Source organism: Escherichia sp. WS338 (assembly GCF_046486405.1).
In the GTDB taxonomy this organism is placed as follows: Bacteria; Pseudomonadota; Gammaproteobacteria; order Enterobacterales; family Enterobacteriaceae; genus Escherichia; species Escherichia coli.
In genome coordinates this window covers 1-21,525 of record NZ_JBJQLL010000012.1, presented here as the reverse complement: position 1 = coordinate 21,525, position 21,525 = coordinate 1, and the positions used below count along the sequence as shown (strand labels likewise).

16 protein-coding genes and 1 pseudogene are annotated in these 21,525 nt (G+C 49.7%); 11 read left to right on the top strand and 6 right to left on the bottom strand.

The annotated features are described in order from the left end of the window. The first annotated feature begins 95 nt into the window (after positions 1-95). The 6 genes from lolA (at position 96) to dmsC (ending at position 7,620) form a co-directional block, all read left to right on the top strand. On the top strand, positions 96-707 hold the full coding sequence (gene lolA, locus ACJHWT_RS12805) for an outer membrane lipoprotein chaperone LolA (protein ID WP_001295343.1): 612 nt from the start codon (positions 96-98) through the stop codon (positions 705-707). A gap of 10 nt (positions 708-717) precedes the next feature. Further along, positions 718-2,061: a replication-associated recombination protein RarA gene (rarA, locus tag ACJHWT_RS12800; protein WP_000067755.1), complete on the top strand. Its 1,344-nt coding sequence runs from the start codon at positions 718-720 to the stop codon at positions 2,059-2,061. A 90-nt stretch (positions 2,062-2,151) separates the two neighbouring features. Beyond that, the gene (serS, locus tag ACJHWT_RS12795) at positions 2,152-3,444 is read left to right on the top strand and encodes a serine--tRNA ligase (RefSeq protein WP_000886683.1); all 1,293 of its coding nucleotides are present in this window, start codon (positions 2,152-2,154) and stop codon (positions 3,442-3,444) included. Positions 3,445-3,682: 238 nt separating this feature from the next. Next, the gene (gene dmsA / locus ACJHWT_RS12790) at positions 3,683-6,127 is read left to right on the top strand and encodes a dimethylsulfoxide reductase subunit A (protein ID WP_000850334.1); all 2,445 of its coding nucleotides are present in this window, start codon (positions 3,683-3,685) and stop codon (positions 6,125-6,127) included. A gap of 10 nt (positions 6,128-6,137) precedes the next feature. Further along, positions 6,138-6,755 (top strand): dimethylsulfoxide reductase iron-sulfur subunit DmsB, encoded by a 618-nt coding sequence (gene dmsB, locus ACJHWT_RS12785; RefSeq protein ID WP_000213098.1) that lies wholly within the window; start codon positions 6,138-6,140, stop codon positions 6,753-6,755. Between the two features lies 1 nt (position 6,756). After that, positions 6,757-7,620 carry a dimethyl sulfoxide reductase anchor subunit DmsC gene (gene dmsC, locus ACJHWT_RS12780; RefSeq protein WP_000534633.1) on the top strand — a complete coding sequence of 288 codons (864 nt, stop codon included), beginning with the start codon at positions 6,757-6,759 and terminating at the stop codon, positions 7,618-7,620. A gap of 34 nt (positions 7,621-7,654) precedes the next feature. Here the strand turns inward: dmsC and ycaC are convergent, their stop codons facing one another. After that, positions 7,655-8,281: an isochorismate family cysteine hydrolase YcaC gene (gene ycaC, locus ACJHWT_RS12775; RefSeq protein ID WP_000165876.1), complete on the bottom strand. Its 627-nt coding sequence runs from the start codon at positions 8,279-8,281 to the stop codon at positions 7,655-7,657. 314 nt (positions 8,282-8,595) lie between these two features. Here ycaC and ACJHWT_RS12770 point away from each other — a divergent pair, with 314 nt between their 5' ends. After that, positions 8,596-9,744 (top strand): MFS transporter, encoded by a 1,149-nt coding sequence (locus ACJHWT_RS12770; protein WP_000109295.1) that lies wholly within the window; start codon positions 8,596-8,598, stop codon positions 9,742-9,744. Between the two features lie 209 nt (positions 9,745-9,953). Further along, a complete protein-coding gene (locus ACJHWT_RS12765) occupies positions 9,954-11,384 on the top strand; it encodes an APC family permease (protein ID WP_000918506.1) in 1,431 nt (476 codons plus the stop codon). On the opposite strand, the pseudogene ACJHWT_RS12760 reads toward ACJHWT_RS12765, so the two are convergent. From ACJHWT_RS12760 to ycaO, 5 genes and pseudogenes are all read right to left on the bottom strand, one after another. After that, positions 11,385-11,495 (bottom strand): annotated as a pseudogene (locus tag ACJHWT_RS12760) (LysR family transcriptional regulator); the annotation flags it as partial. Between the two features lie 98 nt (positions 11,496-11,593). Continuing rightward, positions 11,594-12,334 (bottom strand): pyruvate formate lyase 1-activating protein, encoded by a 741-nt coding sequence (gene pflA / locus ACJHWT_RS12755; protein ID WP_000111043.1) that lies wholly within the window; start codon positions 12,332-12,334, stop codon positions 11,594-11,596. 191 nt (positions 12,335-12,525) lie between these two features. After that, the gene (gene pflB, locus ACJHWT_RS12750) at positions 12,526-14,808 is read right to left on the bottom strand and encodes a formate C-acetyltransferase (protein WP_001292822.1); all 2,283 of its coding nucleotides are present in this window, start codon (positions 14,806-14,808) and stop codon (positions 12,526-12,528) included. Between the two features lie 54 nt (positions 14,809-14,862). Further along, on the bottom strand, positions 14,863-15,720 hold the full coding sequence (focA, locus tag ACJHWT_RS12745) for a formate transporter FocA (RefSeq protein WP_000642546.1): 858 nt from the start codon (positions 15,718-15,720) through the stop codon (positions 14,863-14,865). 405 nt (positions 15,721-16,125) lie between these two features. After that, positions 16,126-17,886 carry a 30S ribosomal protein S12 methylthiotransferase accessory factor YcaO gene (ycaO, locus tag ACJHWT_RS12740; protein ID WP_000194829.1) on the bottom strand — a complete coding sequence of 587 codons (1,761 nt, stop codon included), beginning with the start codon at positions 17,884-17,886 and terminating at the stop codon, positions 16,126-16,128. Positions 17,887-18,015: 129 nt separating this feature from the next. On the opposite strand from ycaO, the gene ACJHWT_RS12735 reads away from it, so the two are divergent. The 3 genes from ACJHWT_RS12735 (at position 18,016) to aroA (ending at position 21,349) form a co-directional block, all read left to right on the top strand. Then, positions 18,016-18,708 (top strand): DUF421 domain-containing protein, encoded by a 693-nt coding sequence (locus ACJHWT_RS12735; RefSeq protein ID WP_000642852.1) that lies wholly within the window; start codon positions 18,016-18,018, stop codon positions 18,706-18,708. A 198-nt stretch (positions 18,709-18,906) separates the two neighbouring features. Continuing rightward, positions 18,907-19,995, top strand: coding sequence for a 3-phosphoserine/phosphohydroxythreonine transaminase (gene serC, locus ACJHWT_RS12730; protein ID WP_096943468.1), 1,089 nt, complete (start codon positions 18,907-18,909; stop codon positions 19,993-19,995). A gap of 70 nt (positions 19,996-20,065) precedes the next feature. Then, on the top strand, positions 20,066-21,349 hold the full coding sequence (gene aroA, locus ACJHWT_RS12725) for a 3-phosphoshikimate 1-carboxyvinyltransferase (RefSeq protein WP_000445215.1): 1,284 nt from the start codon (positions 20,066-20,068) through the stop codon (positions 21,347-21,349). Positions 21,350-21,525 lie beyond the last annotated feature (176 nt).

Here is a 21,525-nt window from a genome sequence, read left to right as displayed (position 1 = left end):
TTCAGTATTTTCTTCTTTCCTCAAGCTGATTATTAGCCTGGAATAGAGAGTAGAGGGAACTCCCGATCGGGAGTGACGTAATTTGAGGAATAATGATGAAAAAAATTGCCATCACCTGTGCATTACTCTCAAGCTTAGTAGCAAGCAGCGTTTGGGCTGATGCCGCAAGCGATCTTAAAAGCCGCCTGGATAAAGTCAGCAGCTTCCACGCCAGCTTCACACAAAAAGTGACTGACGGTAGCGGCGCGGCGGTGCAGGAAGGCCAGGGCGATCTGTGGGTGAAACGTCCAAATTTATTCAACTGGCATATGACTCAACCTGATGAAAGCATTCTGGTTTCTGACGGTAAAACACTGTGGTTCTATAACCCGTTCGTTGAGCAAGCTACGGCAACCTGGCTGAAAGATGCCACCGGTAATACGCCGTTTATGCTGATTGCCCGCAACCAGTCCAGCGACTGGCAGCAGTACAATATCAAACAGAATGGCGATGACTTTGTCCTGACGCCGAAAGCCAGCAATGGCAATCTGAAGCAGTTCACCATTAACGTGGGACGTGATGGCACAATCCATCAGTTTAGCGCGGTGGAGCAGGACGATCAGCGCAGCAGTTATCAGCTGAAATCCCAGCAAAATGGGGCTGTGGATGCAGCGAAATTTACCTTCACCCCGCCGCAAGGCGTCACGGTAGATGATCAACGTAAGTAGAGGCACCTGAGTGAGCAATCTGTCGCTCGATTTTTCGGATAATACTTTTCAACCTCTGGCCGCGCGTATGCGGCCAGAAAATTTAGCACAGTATATCGGCCAGCAACATTTGCTGGCTGCGGGGAAGCCGTTGCCGCGCGCTATCGAAGCCGGGCATTTGCATTCTATGATCCTCTGGGGGCCACCGGGTACCGGCAAAACAACCCTCGCTGAAGTGATTGCCCGCTATGCGAACGCTGATGTGGAACGTATTTCTGCTGTCACCTCTGGCGTGAAAGAGATTCGCGAGGCGATTGAGCGCGCTCGGCAAAACCGCAATGCAGGTCGCCGCACTATTCTTTTTGTTGACGAAGTTCACCGTTTCAACAAAAGCCAGCAGGATGCATTTCTGCCACATATTGAAGACGGCACCATCACTTTTATTGGCGCAACCACTGAAAACCCGTCGTTTGAACTTAACTCGGCACTGCTTTCCCGTGCCCGTGTCTATCTGCTGAAATCCCTGAGTACAGAGGATATTGAGCAGGTGCTTACTCAGGCGATGGAAGACAAAACCCGTGGCTATGGTGGTCAGGATATTGTTCTGCCAGATGAAACACGACGTGCCATTGCTGAACTGGTGAATGGCGACGCGCGCCGGGCGTTAAATACGCTGGAAATGATGGCGGATATGGCCGAAGTCGATGATAGCGGTAAGCGGGTCCTGAAGCCTGAATTACTGACCGAAATCGCCGGTGAACGTAGCGCCCGCTTTGATAACAAAGGAGATCGCTTTTACGATCTGATTTCCGCACTGCATAAGTCGGTACGTGGTAGCGCACCCGATGCGGCGCTGTACTGGTATGCGCGAATTATTACCGCTGGTGGCGATCCGTTATATGTCGCGCGTCGCTGTCTGGCGATTGCGTCTGAAGACGTCGGTAATGCCGATCCACGGGCGATGCAGGTGGCAATTGCGGCCTGGGATTGCTTTACTCGCGTTGGCCCGGCGGAAGGTGAACGCGCCATTGCTCAGGCGATTGTTTACCTGGCTTGCGCGCCAAAAAGCAACGCTGTCTACACTGCGTTTAAAGCCGCGCTGGCGGATGCACGCGAACGTCCGGATTATGACGTGCCGGTTCATTTGCGTAATGCGCCGACGAAATTAATGAAGGAAATGGGCTACGGGCAGGAATATCGTTACGCTCATGATGAAGCAAACGCTTATGCTGCCGGTGAGGTTTATTTCCCGCCGGAAATAGCACAAACACGCTATTATTTCCCGACAAACAGGGGCCTTGAAGGCAAGATTGGCGAAAAGCTCGCCTGGCTGGCTGAACAGGATCAAAATAGCCCCATAAAACGCTACCGTTAATGTTATCGTTGCGGTAATGTTGTTACTGTATCCCTGTGGTCGCAGGCTGTGGCCACATCTCCCATTTAATTCGATAAGCACAGGATAAGCATGCTCGATCCCAATCTGCTGCGTAATGAGCCAGACGCAGTCGCTGAAAAACTGGCACGCCGGGGCTTTAAGCTGGATGTAGATAAGCTGGGCGCTCTTGAAGAGCGTCGTAAAGTATTGCAGGTCAAAACGGAAAACCTGCAAGCGGAGCGTAACTCCCGATCGAAATCCATTGGCCAGGCGAAAGCGCGCGGGGAAGATATCGAGCCTTTACGTCTGGAAGTGAACAAACTGGGCGAAGAGCTGGATGCAGCAAAAGCCGAGCTGGATGCTTTACAGGCTGAAATTCGCGATATCGCGCTGACCATCCCTAACCTGCCTGCAGATGAAGTGCCGGTAGGTAAAGACGAAAATGACAACGTTGAAGTCAGCCGCTGGGGTACCCCGCGTGAGTTTGACTTTGAAGTTCGTGACCATGTGACGCTGGGTGAAATGCACTCTGGCCTCGACTTTGCAGCCGCAGTTAAGTTGACCGGTTCCCGCTTTGTGGTAATGAAAGGGCAGATTGCTCGCATGCACCGCGCACTGTCGCAGTTTATGCTGGATCTGCATACCGAACAGCATGGCTACAGTGAGAACTATGTTCCGTACCTGGTTAACCAGGACACGCTGTACGGTACGGGTCAGCTGCCGAAATTTGCTGGCGATCTGTTCCATACTCGTCCGCTGGAAGAAGAAGCAGACACCAGTAACTATGCGCTGATCCCAACGGCAGAAGTTCCGCTGACCAACCTGGTGCGCGGTGAAATCATCGATGAAGATGATCTGCCAATTAAGATGACCGCCCACACCCCATGCTTCCGTTCTGAAGCCGGCTCATATGGTCGTGACACCCGTGGTCTGATCCGTATGCACCAGTTCGACAAAGTTGAAATGGTGCAGATCGTGCGCCCGGAAGACTCAATGGCGGCGCTGGAAGAGATGACTGGTCATGCAGAAAAAGTCCTGCAGTTGCTGGGCCTGCCGTACCGTAAAATCATCCTTTGCACTGGCGACATGGGCTTTGGCGCTTGCAAAACTTACGACCTGGAAGTATGGATCCCGGCACAGAACACCTACCGTGAGATCTCTTCCTGCTCCAACGTTTGGGATTTCCAGGCACGTCGTATGCAGGCACGTTGCCGCAGCAAGTCGGACAAGAAAACCCGTCTGGTTCATACCCTGAACGGTTCTGGTCTGGCTGTTGGTCGTACGCTGGTTGCAGTAATGGAAAACTATCAGCAGGCTGATGGTCGTATTGAAGTACCAGAAGTTCTGCGTCCGTATATGAACGGACTGGAATATATTGGCTAATACCCAATTTTTCTGAATCTAAAAAGCGCCTGCGGGCGCTTTTTTTGTCTCCCTTTGATACCGAACAATAATTACTCCTCACTTACACGTAATACTACTTTCGAGTGAAAATCTACCTATCTCTTTGATTTTCAAATTATTCGATGTATACAAGCCTATATAGCGAACTGCTATAGAAATAATTACACAATACGGTTTGTTACTGGAATCAATCGTGAGCAAGCTTGAGTGAGCCATTATGAAAACGAAAATCCCTGATGCGGTATTGGCTGCTGAGGTGAGTCGCCGTGGTTTGGTAAAAACGACAGCGATCGGCGGCCTGGCAATGGCAAGCAGCGCGTTAACATTACCTTTTAGTCGGATTGCGCACGCTGTTGATAGTGCCCTTCCGGCAAAATCAGACGAAAAGGTTATCTGGAGCGCCTGTACAGTTAACTGTGGTAGTCGCTGCCCGCTACGTATGCACGTTGTGGACGGTGAAATTAAATATGTTGAAACGGATAATACCGGCGATGACAACTATGACGGCCTGCACCAGGTGCGCGCCTGTCTGCGTGGTCGTTCCATGCGTCGCCGTGTCTACAATCCGGACCGCCTGAAATATCCGATGAAACGAGTCGGGGCGCGCGGTGAAGGCAAATTCGAGCGCATTAGCTGGGAAGAAGCCTACGACATCATCGCGACCAATATGCAGCGCCTGATCAAAGAGTACGGCAACGAGTCTATCTATCTGAACTATGGTACCGGAACGCTGGGCGGCACCATGACCCGCTCCTGGCCGCCGGGAAATACCCTGGTCGCTCGCCTGATGAACTGCTGCGGCGGTTATCTGAACCATTACGGTGACTACTCTTCCGCGCAAATTGCGGAAGGTTTGAACTATACCTACGGCGGCTGGGCAGATGGTAACAGCCCGTCGGATATCGAAAACAGTAAACTGGTAGTGCTGTTTGGTAATAACCCTGGCGAAACGCGAATGAGTGGCGGTGGGGTGACTTACTATCTTGAACAGGCGCGCCAGAAATCTAATGCTCGCATGATCATCATCGATCCGCGCTATACCGACACCGGTGCCGGGCGCGAAGATGAGTGGATCCCTATTCGTCCGGGAACAGATGCCGCACTGGTTAACGGTCTGGCGTATGTCATGATCACCGAAAACCTGGTGGATCAGGCATTCCTCGATAAATATTGCGTTGGCTACGACGAGAAAACACTGCCAGCCAGTGCGCCGAAAAATGGTCACTATAAAGCTTATATTCTGGGTGAAGGGCCAGATGGCGTGGCTAAAACGCCGGAATGGGCCTCGCAAATCACTGGTGTTCCGGCAGACAAAATCATCAAACTGGCTCGTGAAATCGGTAGTACCAAACCGGCGTTTATCAGCCAGGGATGGGGCCCGCAGCGTCACGCTAACGGTGAAATCGCAACCCGTGCTATCTCGATGCTGGCGATTCTGACCGGTAACGTTGGTATTAACGGAGGCAACAGCGGCGCGCGTGAAGGTTCATACAGCTTACCGTTTGTCCGTATGCCGACCCTCGAAAACCCGATCCAGACCAGCATTTCGATGTTTATGTGGACCGATGCCATTGAACGTGGCCCGGAAATGACAGCGCTGCGTGATGGTGTGCGCGGGAAAGATAAGCTGGATGTGCCGATCAAAATGATCTGGAACTATGCCGGTAACTGCCTGATTAATCAGCATTCTGAAATCAACCGTACCCATGAAATCCTTCAGGATGATAAGAAGTGCGAGCTGATTGTGGTTATCGACTGCCACATGACCTCATCGGCGAAATATGCTGACATCCTGCTGCCTGACTGCACCGCTTCAGAACAGATGGACTTTGCACTGGATGCATCCTGCGGGAATATGTCTTACGTGATTTTCAACGATCAGGTGATTAAACCGCGCTTTGAATGTAAGACCATCTATGAAATGACCAGCGAACTGGCAAAACGTCTTGGCGTTGAGCAACAGTTTACTGAGGGCCGTACCCAGGAAGAGTGGATGCGGCATCTGTATGCCCAGTCGCGGGAAGCGATTCCTGAACTGCCAACGTTTGAAGAGTTCCGTAAGCAGGGGATCTTTAAAAAGCGCGACCCACAAGGGCATCACGTTGCTTATAAAGCTTTCCGTGAAGATCCGCAGGCAAATCCACTGACCACGCCATCGGGGAAAATTGAGATTTATTCGCAGGCGCTGGCTGACATTGCCGCTACCTGGGAATTGCCAGAAGGTGATGTGATCGATCCACTGCCGATCTACACGCCGGGCTTTGAAAGTTATCAGGATCCGCTGAACAAACAGTATCCGCTGCAGCTTACGGGTTTCCACTATAAATCTCGCGTTCACTCAACTTACGGCAACGTTGATGTGCTGAAAGCAGCTTGCCGTCAGGAAATGTGGATCAACCCGCTTGATGCGCAAAAACGCGGTATCAACAACGGCGATAAAGTCAGGATCTTTAACGATCGTGGTGAGGTTCATATTGAGGCGAAAGTGACGCCACGAATGATGCCGGGTGTGGTCGCACTGGGTGAAGGTGCCTGGTATGACCCGGATACAAAACGTGTCGATAAGGGCGGTTGTATCAACGTACTGACCACTCAACGTCCGTCTCCTCTCGCTAAGGGGAATCCGTCACATACAAACCTGGTTCAGGTTGAAAAGGTGTAAGGAGTAACCGATGACAACCCAGTATGGATTTTTTATTGATTCCAGCCGTTGCACCGGTTGCAAAACCTGCGAGCTGGCTTGTAAAGACTACAAAGATTTGACGCCAGAAGTCAGTTTCCGCCGCATTTATGAATATGCTGGCGGCGACTGGCAGGAAGATAACGGTGTCTGGCACCAGAACGTGTTTGCCTACTATCTGTCGATTTCATGTAACCACTGCGAAGATCCGGCTTGTACTAAAGTCTGCCCGAGCGGTGCGATGCATAAACGTGAAGATGGTTTTGTTGTGGTCGATGAAGATGTGTGCATTGGCTGCCGTTACTGCCATATGGCTTGCCCGTACGGCGCACCGCAATATAACGAAACGAAAGGCCATATGACCAAATGCGATGGTTGTTATGACCGTGTTGCGGAGGGGAAAAAGCCGATCTGTGTTGAATCTTGCCCGCTGCGGGCGCTGGATTTCGGCCCTATCGACGAGCTGCGTAAAAAACATGGCGATCTGGCGGCCGTTGCGCCGTTGCCGCGAGCTCACTTTACCAAACCGAATATTGTGATCAAACCCAATGCCAACAGCCGCCCGACCGGGGATACCACTGGCTATCTGGCAAACCCGAAGGAGGTGTGAGATGGGAAGTGGATGGCATGAATGGCCGCTGATGATCTTCACGGTCTTCGGGCAATGTGTAGCGGGTGGTTTTATCGTTCTGGCTTTGGCGCTGCTCAAAGGCGACCTGCGAGCAGAAGCCCAGCAGCGTGTTATTGCCTGCATGTTTGGTTTATGGGTGCTGATGGGCATTGGCTTTATCGCCTCTATGCTTCATCTTGGTTCACCGATGCGCGCCTTTAACTCGCTCAACCGGGTAGGGGCTTCAGCACTCAGTAACGAAATCGCCAGCGGTTCGATCTTTTTTGCTGTTGGTGGCATCGGCTGGTTGCTGGCAATGCTGAAAAAGCTGTCACCGGCATTGCGTACGCTGTGGCTGATAGTGACGATGGTTCTTGGCGTCATCTTTGTCTGGATGATGGTGCGTGTGTATAACAGCATTGATACCGTTCCGACCTGGTACAGCATCTGGACGCCGATGGGCTTCTTCCTGACGATGTTTATGGGCGGCCCGTTACTGGGTTACCTGTTGTTGAGTCTGGCTGGCGTCGATGGCTGGGCGATGCGTCTGCTGCCAGCCATTTCTGTACTGGCACTGGTAGTGAGTGGCGTGATGTCAGTGATGCAGGGCGCAGAGCTGGCGACTATTCATAGTTCTGTGCAGCAGGCCGCAGCGCTGGTGCCGGACTATGGTGCGCTGATGTCCTGGCGGATCGTGCTTTTGGCTGTTGCCCTGTGCTTGTGGATTGCACCACAGCTAAAAGGTTATCAGCCTGCGGTTCCGCTACTTTCCGTATCATTCATTCTGCTTCTGGCAGGGGAATTAATCGGTCGTGGCGTATTCTATGGTTTGCATATGACCGTGGGGATGGCCGTCGCAAGCTAATCATAACAACCGGGGTTTCGGCCCCGGTTCTCTTTTATTTCTGCTTCGTTAACGTGTCATAACTGGTCATCAAATTACGATAATCAGGAATATGGTTAGAGAACAACGTCGCCAGTCCTTCAATATCATTACGCCAGTCGCGATGCAGCTCGCACGCCACGCCGAACCATGTCATCAATTGCGCACCAGCTTGCGACATGCGATCCCATGCCGAATGCCGGGTAATTTCATTAAAGGTCCCTGATGCGTCAGTCACGACAAACACATCAAACCCCTCTTCAATGGCTGAAAGCGCCGGGAATGCCACGCAAACTTCGGTTACCACACCGGCAATAATTAACTGTTTTTTACCTGTCGCTTTGACTGCTTTTACAAAATCTTCGTTATCCCAGGCGTTAATATTTCCCGGGCGAGCAATGTAAGGTGCATCGGGGAATTGTGCTTTCAGTTCTGGAACTAATGGGCCGTTAGGACCGGTTTCAAAACTGGTGGTAAGAATAGTTGGTAAGTTGAAATACTTAGCCAGGTCACCCAGCGCCAGCACGTTATTTTTAAACTTATCGGGTTCGATATCCCGTACAAGGGAAAGTAAACCAGCCTGGTGATCAACAAGCAAAACGGCAGCATCATTTTTATCAAGACGAACATACGGTTTGGTCATCCTCTTCTCCTTTCGAGAGTCAGTGGTACGTCTGAAATCGGTCAGACGCGATGCATTGCTCTGAAAGCATAGACGGGAAATATGAGTTTGCTGTGACCATGAAATTTTTCGACTGAACGAAGCGTATGAAATTTGTGTTAGATCAATAAAAACAATCAGATGAGATTAATCGTCTCTCCAGCATTAGCGTTATGAATGAGTAATATAAATCGATAATACCTCCGCTGCGATATGCGCGTATTTTCACCCATTGACAATGTTTTTGGCGGTGGCATGATGCGCATGAAATTTGAACTTCCTCACGGTTTTAATTCATGTCCACGTATACCCGGCCTGTCATGCTTTTGCTGTCTGGCCTGCTTTTGTTGACTCTGGCGATCGCAGTGTTAAATACACTCGTGCCGCTTTGGCTCGCCCAGGAACACATGTCCACATGGCAGGTAGGCGTTGTCAGCTCATCCTATTTTACCGGCAACCTGGTCGGTACATTGCTGACAGGGTATGTCATTAAGCGCATTGGCTTTAACCGCAGCTATTATCTGGCCTCCTTCATTTTTGCCGCTGGCTGTGCCGGCCTTGGCCTGATGATTGGATTCTGGAGCTGGTTGGCTTGGCGTTTTGTCGCCGGTGTCGGTTGTGCCATGATTTGGGTGGTTGTTGAGAGCGCGCTGATGTGCAGTGGGACGTCACGTAACCGTGGGCGTTTGCTTGCTGCGTATATGATGGTTTATTACGTGGGAACGTTTTTAGGCCAGTTACTGGTCAGCAAAGTTTCAACCGAGCTGATGTCCGTATTGCCGTGGGTTACAGGTTTGACGTTGGCAGGGATCTTACCGCTGTTGTTTACGCGTGTGCTGAATCAGCAGGCTGAAAACCATGATTCGACGTCAATTACGTCAATGCTAAAACTCCGTCAGGCGCGGCTTGGCGTGAATGGCTGCATTATCTCAGGAATCGTGCTGGGATCTCTATATGGCCTGATGCCGCTGTACCTCAATCACAAAGGGGTGAGCAATGCCAGCATTGGTTTCTGGATGGCGGTACTGGTCAGTGCGGGTATCCTCGGACAATGGCCGATCGGACGTCTGGCGGATAAGTTTGGTCGACTGCTGGTGTTGCGTGTTCAGGTCTTTGTCGTCATTCTCGGCAGTATCGCGATGCTTAGCCAGGCGGCGATGGCCCCAGCGTTATTCATCCTCGGTGCCGCTGGCTTTACGCTATATCCGGTGGCGATGGCCTGGGCTTGTGAGAAAGTTGAACATCATCAACTGGTGGCGATGAACCAGGCCTTACTGTTGAGCTATACCGTGGGAAGTCTGCTTGGCCCGTCATTTACCGCTATGCTAATGCAGAATTTCTCCGATAATTTATTGTTTATCATGATCGCCAGCGTATCGTTTATCTATTTGCTGATGCTGCTTCGCAACGCCGGTCATACGCCGAAACCCGTTGCTCACGTGTAAATGAATTCAAGCAGAGTGTGAACTTACTGTTTCACACTCTGCTTTTTTGTTTCTTCTATCTGACTTGCTTTATTCCAAATTTTATTCGTTTAAAAATAAAATGTGCAGCAGGTTATAATTTTGCATTTCGCTATTTCCGCACTTCTTATTTGCCGCGCATAATCCCTCGTTTTACAGATGCCCCTTTAATTTTGGCGAAGGATTTGTCTATGGCTGGGAATGTTCAGGAAAAACAGCTGCGATGGTACAACATTGCGCTGATGTCTTTTATCACTGTCTGGGGTTTTGGCAATGTTGTTAATAACTACGCCAACCAGGGGCTGGTGGTTGTTTTTTCATGGGTGTTTATCTTTGCGCTCTATTTCACACCTTATGCGCTAATTGTTGGTCAGTTAGGCTCGACCTTCAAAGATGGGAAGGGCGGGGTCAGTACCTGGATTAAACACACGATGGGACCCGGACTGGCTTACCTCGCCGCGTGGACCTACTGGGTAGTGCATATTCCCTATCTGGCACAAAAACCCCAGGCAATACTGATTGCGCTCGGTTGGGCGATGAAAGGCGACGGTTCGTTAATCAAAGAATATTCAGTCGTAGCGTTACAGGGGTTAACGCTGGTGCTGTTTATCTTCTTTATGTGGGTTGCTTCACGCGGTATGAAATCGCTGAAAATCGTCGGTTCTGTGGCAGGGATTGCGATGTTTGTTATGTCGCTCCTGTATGTGGCGATGGCGGTAACCGCGCCTGCAATTACTGAAGTGCATATTGCGACCACAAACATTACCTGGGAAACGTTCATTCCTCATATCGACTTTACCTACATTACCACTATTTCAATGCTGGTTTTCGCGGTTGGCGGAGCAGAGAAGATTTCTCCTTACGTTAATCAAACGCGCAACCCAGGAAAAGAATTTCCAAAAGGGATGTTATGCCTGGCGGTGATGGTTGCGGTTTGTGCCATTCTGGGTTCACTGGCGATGGGGATGATGTTTGACTCGCGTAATATCCCGGATGACTTAATGACTAACGGTCAGTATTACGCCTTTCAGAAGCTGGGCGAGTATTACAACATGGGTAATACTTTAATGGTGATTTACGCCATTGCGAATACCCTGGGACAAGTAGCTGCGCTGGTATTCTCGATTGATGCCCCGCTTAAAGTGCTATTAGGCGATGCTGACAGCAAATATATTCCAGCCAGTTTATGTCGTACCAACGCTTCTGGTACGCCCGTTAATGGCTATTTTCTGACCCTGGTGCTGGTGGCGATCCTGATAATGCTACCGACTCTCGGCATTGGTGATATGAACAATCTCTATAAATGGCTGTTGAATCTTAACTCGGTAGTGATGCCGCTGCGTTATTTATGGGTATTTGTTGCATTTATTGCAGTTGTTCGCCTGGCGCAGAAATATAAGCCGGAATATGTCTTTATTCGTAATAAGCCGCTGGCAATGACCGTCGGAATTTGGTGTTTTGCCTTTACCGCTTTTGCCTGCCTGACTGGTATTTTCCCGAAAATGGAAGCCTTCACCGCAGAGTGGACATTCCAGTTGGCGCTGAATGTTGCAACGCCGTTTGTGCTGGTAGGATTAGGGCTGATATTCCCGCTGCTGGCGCGTAAAGCGAATAGCAAATAATTATTGTGGTCGGTGACGCTGACTCTGGCAGATCTGACCCGTTTTTACATAATCGAGAAATGCGCGCAAGCCGCAGGACATATACTGGCGGTTTGGGTAATACATTTGGAAGCTGTGCTGTAAGGGCGTTAGAAATAGAGCTCTGAATTATTTATGCAGCGCGGAATAAAAAAGCGGTAACTCAATAAAGTTGCCGCTTTACGGGGAAATTAGAACATGACCTTATGACCGTACTGCTCAAGAATGCCTTTCACGCGTTCCATGGTCTCTTTCTTCGGTGGTTTAACACCATCGAGTTTGTATTCTTCACCCATCGCCACCCATTTGTGTTTGCCCAGTTCGTGGTAGGGGAGAAGTTCGATTTTCTCAACGTTGCCCATATCACGGGTAAATTCACCAAGGCGATGCGCTGAATCGTCATCGTCAGACCAGCCTGGGACAACAACATAGCGGATCCACACCTTCACATTTTTGTTCGCCAGATATTTAGCGAACTCCAGCGTGCGGTGGTTGGAAACTCCAACCAGATTTTGGTGGATCTCGTCGTTCATCTGTTTGAGATCGAGCATTACCAGGTCGGTTACTTCCAGCAGTTCATCAATCACCGGATCGTAACGACGAACAAAACCGTTGGTGTCCAGACAGGTATGAATGCCTTCTTTTTTGCAGGCGCGGAACCAGTCACGAACAAACTCAGCTTGTAGGATTGCCTCACCGCCGGATGCGGTAACGCCGCCGCCGGAAGCGTTCATAAAGTGGCGATAGGTCACCACTTCCTTCATCAAATCTTCAACGGTAACTTCTTTACCGCCATGCGTATCCCAGGTGTCGCGGTTATGACAATACAGGCAGCGCATCAGGCAGCCCTGGAAAAAGGTGATAAAGCGAATACCCGGGCCGTCTACGGTTCCACAGGATTCAAAGGAGTGAATGCGACCAATAACTGACATTGCGGTGTTTCTCCAGATGTGGCCCATCTGAGGCCGTGTTGGTGCGCAGCTCGAAGGCTACGTCGAGTCTGTTTTGGCAGTCACCTTAAAGTATAGATAGCTGACAAAAAAGGCTCTCGTGCTAAAAAAGGCCCCACTTTCGTGGAGCCTTTATTGTACGCTTTTTACTGTACGATTTCAGTCAAATCTAATTACATAGATTGAGTGAAGGTACGAGTAATAACGTCCTGCTGCTGTTCTTTAGTCAGCGAGTTGAAACGTACTGCGTAGCCAGATACACGGATGGTCAGCTGCGGATATTTTTCCGGGTTTTCCATCGCGTCGAGCAGCATTTCACGGTTCATCACGTTAACGTTCAGGTGCTGACCACCTTCGATGGATGCTTCGTGGTGGAAGTAACCATCCATCAGACCAGCCAGGTTGGTCTTACGAACTTCGTCGTCTTTACCCAGTGCGTTCGGAACGATAGAGAAGGTGTAGGAGATACCATCTTTAGCGTAAGCAAACGGCAGTTTAGCAACGGAAGTCAGAGACGCTACAGCACCTTTCTGGTCACGACCGTGCATCGGGTTAGCACCCGGTCCGAACGGCGCGCCAGCACGACGACCGTCTGGGGTGTTACCAGTTTTCTTACCATACACAACGTTAGAAGTGATGGTCAGAACAGACTGAGTCGGGATAGCGTCACGGTAGGTGTGCAGTTTCTGAATTTTCTTCATGAAACGTTCTACCAGGTCAACAGCCAGGTCATCTACACGCGGATCGTTGTTACCAAACTGCGGGTATTCGCCTTCGATTTCGAAGTCGATAGCCAGACCGTCTTCATCACGAATCGGTTTAACTTTCGCATATTTGATTGCAGACAGGGAGTCAGCAGCAACGGACAGACCAGCGATACCACACGCCATGGTGCGGATAACGTCACGGTCGTGCAGCGCCATCAGAGAGGCTTCGTAGCTGTACTTGTCGTGCATGTAGTGGATGATGTTCAGTGCAGTGATGTACTGTTTAGCCAGCCAGTCCATGAAGTGATCCATGCGCTCCATCACTTCATCATAGTTCAGGACGTCGCCTTTGATCGGTTCAGACTTCGGACCAACCTGCATTTTCAGTTTTTCGTCAACGCCGCCGTTGATTGCGTACAGCATGGTTTTCGCCAGGTTTGCACGCGCACCGAAGAACTGCATTTGTTTACCAACGATCATCGGGCTTACGCAGCAAGCAATAGCGTAGTCATCGTTGTTGAAGTCCGGACGCATCAGGTCATCGTTCTCATACTGCAGAGAAGAGGTGTCGATGGACACTTTAGCGGCGAATTTCTTGAAGTTCAGTGGCAGTTTTTCAGACCACAGAATGGTCATGTTCGGTTCCGGAGACGGACCCATGGTGTACAGGGTGTTCAGGAAACGGAAGCTGTTTTTGGTAACCAGGGTACGACCGTCGAGGCCCATACCACCGATAGATTCGGTTGCCCAGATCGGGTCGCCAGAGAACAGTTCATCGTATTCCGGAGTACGCAGGAAGCGAACCATACGCAGTTTCATGACCAGGTGGTCAACCATTTCCTGCGCTTCTTGTTCGGTGATCTTGCCAGCTTTCAGGTCACGTTCGATGTACACATCCAGGAAGGTGGAGGTACGACCGAAGGACATTGCAGCACCGTTCTGAGACTTAACAGCAGCCAGGTAGCCGAAGTAAGTCCACTGGATAGCTTCCTGAGCGTTGGTAGCCGGACCAGAGATGTCGTAGCCGTATTTCGCAGCCATTTCTTTCATCTGACCCAGAGCGCGGTGCTGTTCAGCGATTTCTTCGCGCAGACGGATAGTCTGTTCCAGGTTTACGCCGTTTTCCAGATCAGCCTGCAGAGAGGTGAACTGTGCAAGTTTGTCTTTCATCAGGTAGTCGATACCGTACAGCGCAACGCGACGGTAGTCACCGATGATACGACCACGGCCATAAGCATCTGGCAGACCGGTCAGAACACCGGATTTACGGCAACGCAGGATGTCCGGAGTGTAAACGTCGAACACGCCCTGGTTGTGAGTTTTACGGTATTCAGTGAAGATTTTTTTGATCATCGGGTCCAGTTCGCGGTTGTACGCTTTGCAGGAACCTTCGATCATTTTGATACCACCGAACGGGATAAGAGCACGTTTCAGCGGAGCTTCAGTCTGCAGACCAACGATTTTCTCAAGCTGCTTGTTGATGTAACCAGCGTCGTGAGAGGTGATGGTGGAAGCAACAGCGGTGTCAAAGTCAACTGGCGCGTGAGTGCGGTTTTCCAGTTTAACGCCTTCCATTACTTTGTCCCACAGGGTGGTGGTCGCTTCAGTAGCGCCAGCCAGGAAGGACTCGTCACCCTCGTACGGAGTGTAGTTTTTCTGAATGAAGTCACGGACGTTTACTTCATTCTGCCAGTCACCTTTGGTAAAACCTTCCCAGGCTGTGGCTAACTTTTCATTAAGCTCGGACATGTAACACCTACCTTCTTAAGTGGATTTTTTATTTACTGCGTACTTCGACAACCATTAATGGTGATCGTTTTCACGCAGGTAAATGACCCAGTATGTCAACCCAACCAACAAACCACCGCCGATAATATTACCGATCGTAACCGGAATCAGGTTATCAGTGATGAAATTCATCACGGTCAGGTGAGAAAAATTTTCCGGTGCAGAACCGACAGCGGTCCAGAATTCCGGAGATGCGAAGTCGCGGATTACAATACCCATCGGGATCATAAACATGTTTGCGATACTGTGCTCAAAACCGCTGGCAACAAACATCGCGACCGGCAGCACCATAATGAACGCTTTGTCCATCAGGCTGCGGCCAGAATAACTCATCCATACTGCCAGACATACCATCAGGTTCGCCAGGATACCAAGACAGACGGCCTCAATAAAAGTATGGTGCACTTTGTGGTCGGCGGTTTGTAGGACGTTTAGTCCCCATTGACCATTTGCGGTCATATACTCGCCGGAAAGCCACATTAAAAGTACAAACAGCAGTGCGCCGACCAGGTTGCCAAAATAAACATTTAGCCAGTTTTTCGCCAACTGACCCCAGGTGATGCGCCCACTCGCCTTGGCAACAACAATCAACACTGTGGAAGTAAAGAGATCGGCTCCGCAGACAACACAAAGAATCAACCCCAGAGAGAAGCAAATGCCGCCAACCAGTTTTGCCATGCCGAAGGGCATTGTACCTGTGCCAGTGGTTGCTGTGATATAGAAGACGAATGCGATTGAGATGAAAACACCGGCGGTAATCGCCAGATAGAAAGTCTTAAGCGGATGTTTCGTTGCTTTATAGACACCTGCCTCTTCGGCCACTTTGGCCATTGCAGCAGGAAGTAAAAGATCAAAAGGGTTGTCAGCTTTCACACTAACTCTCTCTTTATTAAGTCGGCGACGAGATACTAACAAAGCATTATAGATGAGAAATTGATATAGATCATATCTCGCCTGGCTTATAGGCCCGTAACTCGCATGGTTTTTATGCAAATACGGAGTAAATATTTGATTATCCAAATAAAAATAAATTTTAAAAATTAACAAATGAGTTGAATTTTTTCCGCATCCTCCGCTAAAACAGTTAATTAAAAGGGAGCACCTGGCGAATAAAGTAACAATATCGATCGTATTTATTAAATACAAATTACCGATATTTAACCTTATAATTACAATTATTTTATTAATGCAAATATATGTAAAGCGGGGCATTAAAAAAACGCCCCGTAATATAACTCAGACGAATCATTAAGCCTACATTGCGTAGGCTATTTGATTTTATTTTGCCCAGAATGCTGCTTTGGCGCGTTGCAGCTTTTCGTAGGCCTTCAACAACGACTGATGTGCAGCAAACGCGTGCAGATCGCTATCTACTGGTTGCAAGCCATAAAATGCCGCTTCGCCGCTCATTGCCGCACTGGCGGCTTCCACGGCATCTGCGCCGTACATGCGAACAAACGCATTCAGATATTGCAGCGGCTGGCGATCTTCTTCCTGCGCCAGTAATAACAACGTTTGCAGGCAGCGATAATAATTGGCGCGTTCCGGGCTGAATACTGATGAGTTAAACTCCATCGTCCATTCGGTCCAGACCAGAGCCTGTTCCAGATCGCCACCAGCCAGCGCCAGCATGGCTTTTAATTCACCGATACGCAGAGTGTACCAGCCGTTATCCGACCCGGTCGCCAGACCCAACAGTTCACGCACGCGGGTAAAGTCATCAAAACCTTCTTCATCCAGTTGCTCGATGAGGTTCAGGTAATCTTCCTTTTCCCACTCGCTACCTGGTAGCGAAAGAATCGTTTCACGTAAATGGCTGCCCATACTGTTATTCGCCAGCCACAGATCTTCAGCCGGATAAATATCGGACATGCCAGGCACGATAATACGGCAAGCGTAGACACCCAGATGCTCGTAATCGGCAATATAAACTTCTTTATCTTCCTTTTTGAAGATAGCCATCAGCGTGGCGAACTCTTCTTCCGTGGTGCCGGAGAAGCTCCAGTCAACAAACGGATAATCGGCATCCTGCTTGAACAGGTCCCAGGAGATTAAACCGCTGGAATCGATAAAGTGCGTTTCGAGGTTGGTATGTTCAGCGACTTCTTCATCATCGAAGGTTGGTGGAGTAAACACATCCAGATCTTTCAGGCCACGACCTTGCAGCAACTCGGTCACGGTACGTTCCAGTGCAACGCCAAAATCAGGATGCGCACCGAATGAGGCAAAGCAGGTACCGTTAGCAGGATTGAACAGTACCACGCAAATCACCGGATACTGGCCGCCAAGCGAACCGTCATAAGCGAAGATCGGGAAACCTTCCGCTTCCAGCGTTTCGATCGCTTCAACTACTGCTGGATAACGTGCCAGCACGTCTGCCGGGATTTCCGGCAAGCTGATGCTTTCAGCAATAATGCGGTTTTTCACGTAACGTTCGAAAACTTCGGACAACCCCTGAACGCGTGCTTCGTTACGGGTATTGCCAGCAGACATACCGTTAGAAACGTACAAGTTACCAATGATATTCATCGGAATATAAATGGTCTGATTGTCGGACTGGCGCGTAAACGGTAGACCGCAAATACCACGATCTTCGTTACCGGATTGCAGGTCAATCAGCATACTACCGGTCAGTTCATTCTCCGGATCGTAAAATGCGCGCAGACGGTCATCGAGCAGCCCTTCTGGTACATCGTCATTTTCGGTCAGTGGGAACCATTTTTCGTTGGGATAATGCACGAATGGGCCGTTGGCGATGGTTTCGCCCAGCCAGAAGTCCGCAAAAAAGTAGTTGGTTGAGAGACGCTCGAAATATTCACCGAGGGCAGAAGCCAGCGCCGCTTTTTTGGTTGCGCCTTTACCGTTGGTAAAACACAGTGCGCACTCTTTGTCGCGAATATGTACAGACCAGACGTTAGGCACCGGATTCAGCCAGGAGGCCTCTTCAATCTGAAAACCGAGGTCTGAAAGTTTTTGCTGGAAGCGTGCGATGGAATCTTCCAGAGCGGCATCTTTGCCGGGGATAAATGTTTGCGTCATGAAAATCACTTTAGTCGTACGGAAAGCGCACAATAATACGGGTTTTATCTCAAAGGCGCTATTACCGCCGCCATGCCGATGAACTGTTGGCTATGCTTTTAGCGGATAAACCACGATAAGAGCATAAAAATGAAGGCGTTCGATCTCCACCGTATGGCATTTGATAAAGTGCCTTTTGATTTCCTTGGCGAAGTTGCACTACGTAGTCTTTATACCTTTGTACTGGTTTTTTTGTTCCTCAAAATGACCGGAAGACGCGGTGTGCGGCAGATGTCGCTGTTTGAAGTGTTAATCATTCTGACACTGGGTTCAGCGGCGGGAGATGTGGCGTTTTATGATGATGTGCCGATGGTCCCGGTACTTATCGTCTTTATTACTCTGGCGTTGTTATACCGCCTGGTAATGTGGTTGATGGCGCACAGTGAAAAACTGGAAGATCTTCTGGAAGGCAAGCCGGTTGTCATTATTGAAGATGGCGAGCTGGCCTGGTCGAAACTCAATAACTCCAACATGACGGAATTTGAGTTCTTTATGGAGCTACGATTGCGCGGTGTAGAGCAGTTGGGGCAGGTACGTCTGGCGATTCTCGAAACCAACGGGCAAATCAGTGTTTATTTCTTTGAAGATGACAAGGTGAAACCGGGGTTACTTATTTTACCCAGTGACTGTACTCAGCGTTACAAAGTGGTGCCGGAGTCGGCGGACTATGCCTGCATCCGTTGCAGTGAAATCATTCATATGAACGCGGGGGAAAAACAATTATGTCCGCGCTGTGCAAATCCAGAATGGACGAAGGCAAGTCGGGCTAAACGGGTGACCTGACAGCCAAAACATCGGTTTTTTGAAAATAATCCGAGAGATTCTTTTGTGTGACGCGTGCCTCATTTTTGCCCTCAACGGTTTTACTCATTGCGATGCGTGTCACTGAATGATAAAACCGATAGCCACAGGAATAATGTATTGCCTGTGGTCGCAATTGATTGACCGCGGGTTAATGGCAACGCAACGTGGTGAGGGGAAATGGCTCAAATCTTCAATTTTAGTTCTGGTCCGGCAATGCTACCGGCAGAGGTGCTTAAACAGGCTCAACAGGAACTGCGCGACTGGAACGGTCTTGGTACGTCGGTGATGGAAGTGAGTCACCGTGGCAAAGAGTTCATTCAGGTTGCAGAGGAAGCCGAGAAGGATTTTCGCGATCTTCTTAACGTCCCCTCCAACTACAAGGTATTGTTCTGCCATGGCGGTGGTCGCGGTCAATTTGCTGCTGTACCGCTGAATATTCTTGGTGATAAAACCACTGCAGATTATGTTGATGCGGGTTACTGGGCAGCAAGTGCTATCAAAGAAGCGAAAAAATACTGCACACCAAATGTGTTTGATGCGAAAGTGACCGTTGATGGTCTTCGCGCAGTTAAGCCAATGAGTGAATGGCAACTCTCTGATAATGCTGCTTATATGCATTACTGCCCGAACGAAACCATTGACGGTATCGCTATCGATGAAACACCAGACTTCGGTAAAGACGTGGTGGTCACCGCTGACTTCTCTTCAACCATTCTTTCCCGTCCGATTGATGTCAGCCGTTATGGTGTAATTTACGCTGGCGCGCAGAAAAATATCGGCCCGGCTGGCCTGACAATCGTCATCGTTCGTGAAGATTTGCTGGGCAAAGCGAATATCGCCTGCCCATCGATTCTGGATTACTCCATCCTCAACGATAACGATTCCATGTTCAACACGCCGCCGACATTTGCCTGGTACTTATCTGGCCTGGTCTTCAAATGGCTGAAAGCGAACGGCGGTGTGGCTGCAATGGATAAGATCAATCAGCAAAAAGCAGAACTGCTGTATGGGGTGATTGATAACAGCGATTTCTACCGCAATGATGTGGCGAAAGCTAACCGTTCGCGGATGAACGTGCCGTTCCAGTTGGCGGATAGCGCGCTTGATAAATTGTTCCTCGAAGAGTCTTTCGCTGCGGGCTTACATGCGCTGAAAGGTCACCGAGTGGTCGGCGGAATGCGTGCGTCTATTTATAACGCCATGCCGCTGGAAGGTGTTAAAGCACTGACAGACTTCATGGTTGAGTTCGAACGCCGTCACGGCTAATGCCGAAATTTTGCTTAATCCCCACAGCCAGCCTGTGGGGTTTTTATTTCTGTTGTAGAGAGTTGAGTTCATGGAATCCCTGACGTTACAACCCATCGCTCGTGTCGATGGCACTATTAATCTGCCTGGTTCCAAGAGCGTTTCTAACCGCGCTTTATTGCTGGCGGCATTAGCACACGGCAAAACAGTATTAACCAATCTGCTGGATAGCGATGACGTGCGCCATATGCTGAATGCATTAGCAGCGTTAGGGGTAAGCTATACGCTTTCAGCTGATCGTACGCGTTGCGAAATTATCGGTAACGGCGGTCCATTACACGCAAAAAGCGCCCTGGAGTTGTTCCTCGGTAACGCCGGAACGGCAATGCGTCCGCTGGCGGCAGCTCTTTGTCTGGGTAGCAATGATATTGTGCTGACTGGTGAGCCGCGTATGAAAGAGCGCCCGATTGGTCATCTGGTGGATGCGCTGCGCCTGGGCGGGGCGAAGATCACTTACCTGGAACAAGAAAATTATCCGCCATTGCGTTTACAGGGCGGCTTTACTGGCGGCAACGTTGACGTTGATGGCTCCGTTTCCAGCCAGTTCCTCACCGCACTATTAATGACTGCGCCTCTTGCGCCGGAAGATACGGTTATTCGTATTAAAGGCGATCTGGTTTCTAAACCTTATATCGACATCACACTCAATCTGATGAAGACGTTTGGTGTTGAAATTGAAAATCAGCACTATCAACAATTTGTCGTAAAAGGCGGGCAGTCTTATCAGTCTCCGGGTACTTATTTGGTCGAAGGCGATGCATCTTCGGCTTCTTACTTCCTGGCAGCAGCAGCAATCAAAGGCGGCACTGTAAAAGTGACCGGCATTGGACGCAACAGTATGCAGGGTGATATTCGCTTTGCTGATGTGCTGGAAAAAATGGGCGCGACCATTTGCTGGGGTGATGATTATATTTCCTGCACGCGGGGTGAACTGAACGCTATTGATATGGATATGAACCATATTCCCGATGCGGCGATGACCATTGCCACGGCGGCGTTATTTGCAAAAGGCACCACCACGCTGCGCAATATCTATAACTGGCGTGTTAAAGAGACTGATCGCCTGTTTGCGATGGCAACAGAACTGCGTAAAGTTGGTGCGGAAGTAGAAGAGGGGCACGATTACATTCGTATCACTCCACCGGAAAAACTGAACTTTGCCGAGATCGCGACATACAATGATCACCGGATGGCGATGTGTTTCTCGCTGGTGGCATTATCAGATACGGCTGTGACGATTCTTGATCCAAAATGTACCGCTAAAACTTTTCCAGACTATTTCGAGCAATTGGCGCGGATAAGTCAATCCGGCTGAATGAATAACGGGCGATAACATAGGCAATCCTTTCTTTTCAAAGACGTCGGCACATTGCCGGCGTTTTTTTTGTGCACAGAAAACCCCCAGCTAGGCTGGGGGTTCCGGAAAGCTTTCAGCTTTGAGCCAGTTATTAAAACCCCTTTTGATTTGTTAAAACACCTTGCGGTCTGGCA

Bases quoted from the DNA above. Each gene is read 5' to 3' on its own strand.
- lolA (WP_001295343.1), top strand. From the start codon at position 96: ATGAAAAAAATTGCCATCACCTGTGCATTACTCTCAAGCTTAGTAGCA.
- serS (WP_000886683.1), top strand. From the start codon at position 2,152: ATGCTCGATCCCAATCTGCTGCGTAATGAGCCAGACGCAGTCGCTGAA.
- dmsA (WP_000850334.1), top strand. From the start codon at position 3,683: ATGAAAACGAAAATCCCTGATGCGGTATTGGCTGCTGAGGTGAGTCGC.
- dmsB (WP_000213098.1), top strand. From the start codon at position 6,138: ATGACAACCCAGTATGGATTTTTTATTGATTCCAGCCGTTGCACCGGT.
- dmsC (WP_000534633.1), top strand. From the start codon at position 6,757: ATGGGAAGTGGATGGCATGAATGGCCGCTGATGATCTTCACGGTCTTC.
- ycaC (WP_000165876.1), bottom strand. From the start codon at position 8,281: ATGACCAAACCGTATGTTCGTCTTGATAAAAATGATGCTGCCGTTTTG.
- ACJHWT_RS12770 (WP_000109295.1), top strand. From the start codon at position 8,596: ATGTCCACGTATACCCGGCCTGTCATGCTTTTGCTGTCTGGCCTGCTT.
- ACJHWT_RS12765 (WP_000918506.1), top strand. From the start codon at position 9,954: ATGGCTGGGAATGTTCAGGAAAAACAGCTGCGATGGTACAACATTGCG.
- pflA (WP_000111043.1), bottom strand. From the start codon at position 12,334: ATGTCAGTTATTGGTCGCATTCACTCCTTTGAATCCTGTGGAACCGTA.
- pflB (WP_001292822.1), bottom strand. From the start codon at position 14,808: ATGTCCGAGCTTAATGAAAAGTTAGCCACAGCCTGGGAAGGTTTTACC.
- ycaO (WP_000194829.1), bottom strand. From the start codon at position 17,886: ATGACGCAAACATTTATCCCCGGCAAAGATGCCGCTCTGGAAGATTCC.
- ACJHWT_RS12735 (WP_000642852.1), top strand. From the start codon at position 18,016: ATGAAGGCGTTCGATCTCCACCGTATGGCATTTGATAAAGTGCCTTTT.
- serC (WP_096943468.1), top strand. From the start codon at position 18,907: ATGGCTCAAATCTTCAATTTTAGTTCTGGTCCGGCAATGCTACCGGCA.
- aroA (WP_000445215.1), top strand. From the start codon at position 20,066: ATGGAATCCCTGACGTTACAACCCATCGCTCGTGTCGATGGCACTATT.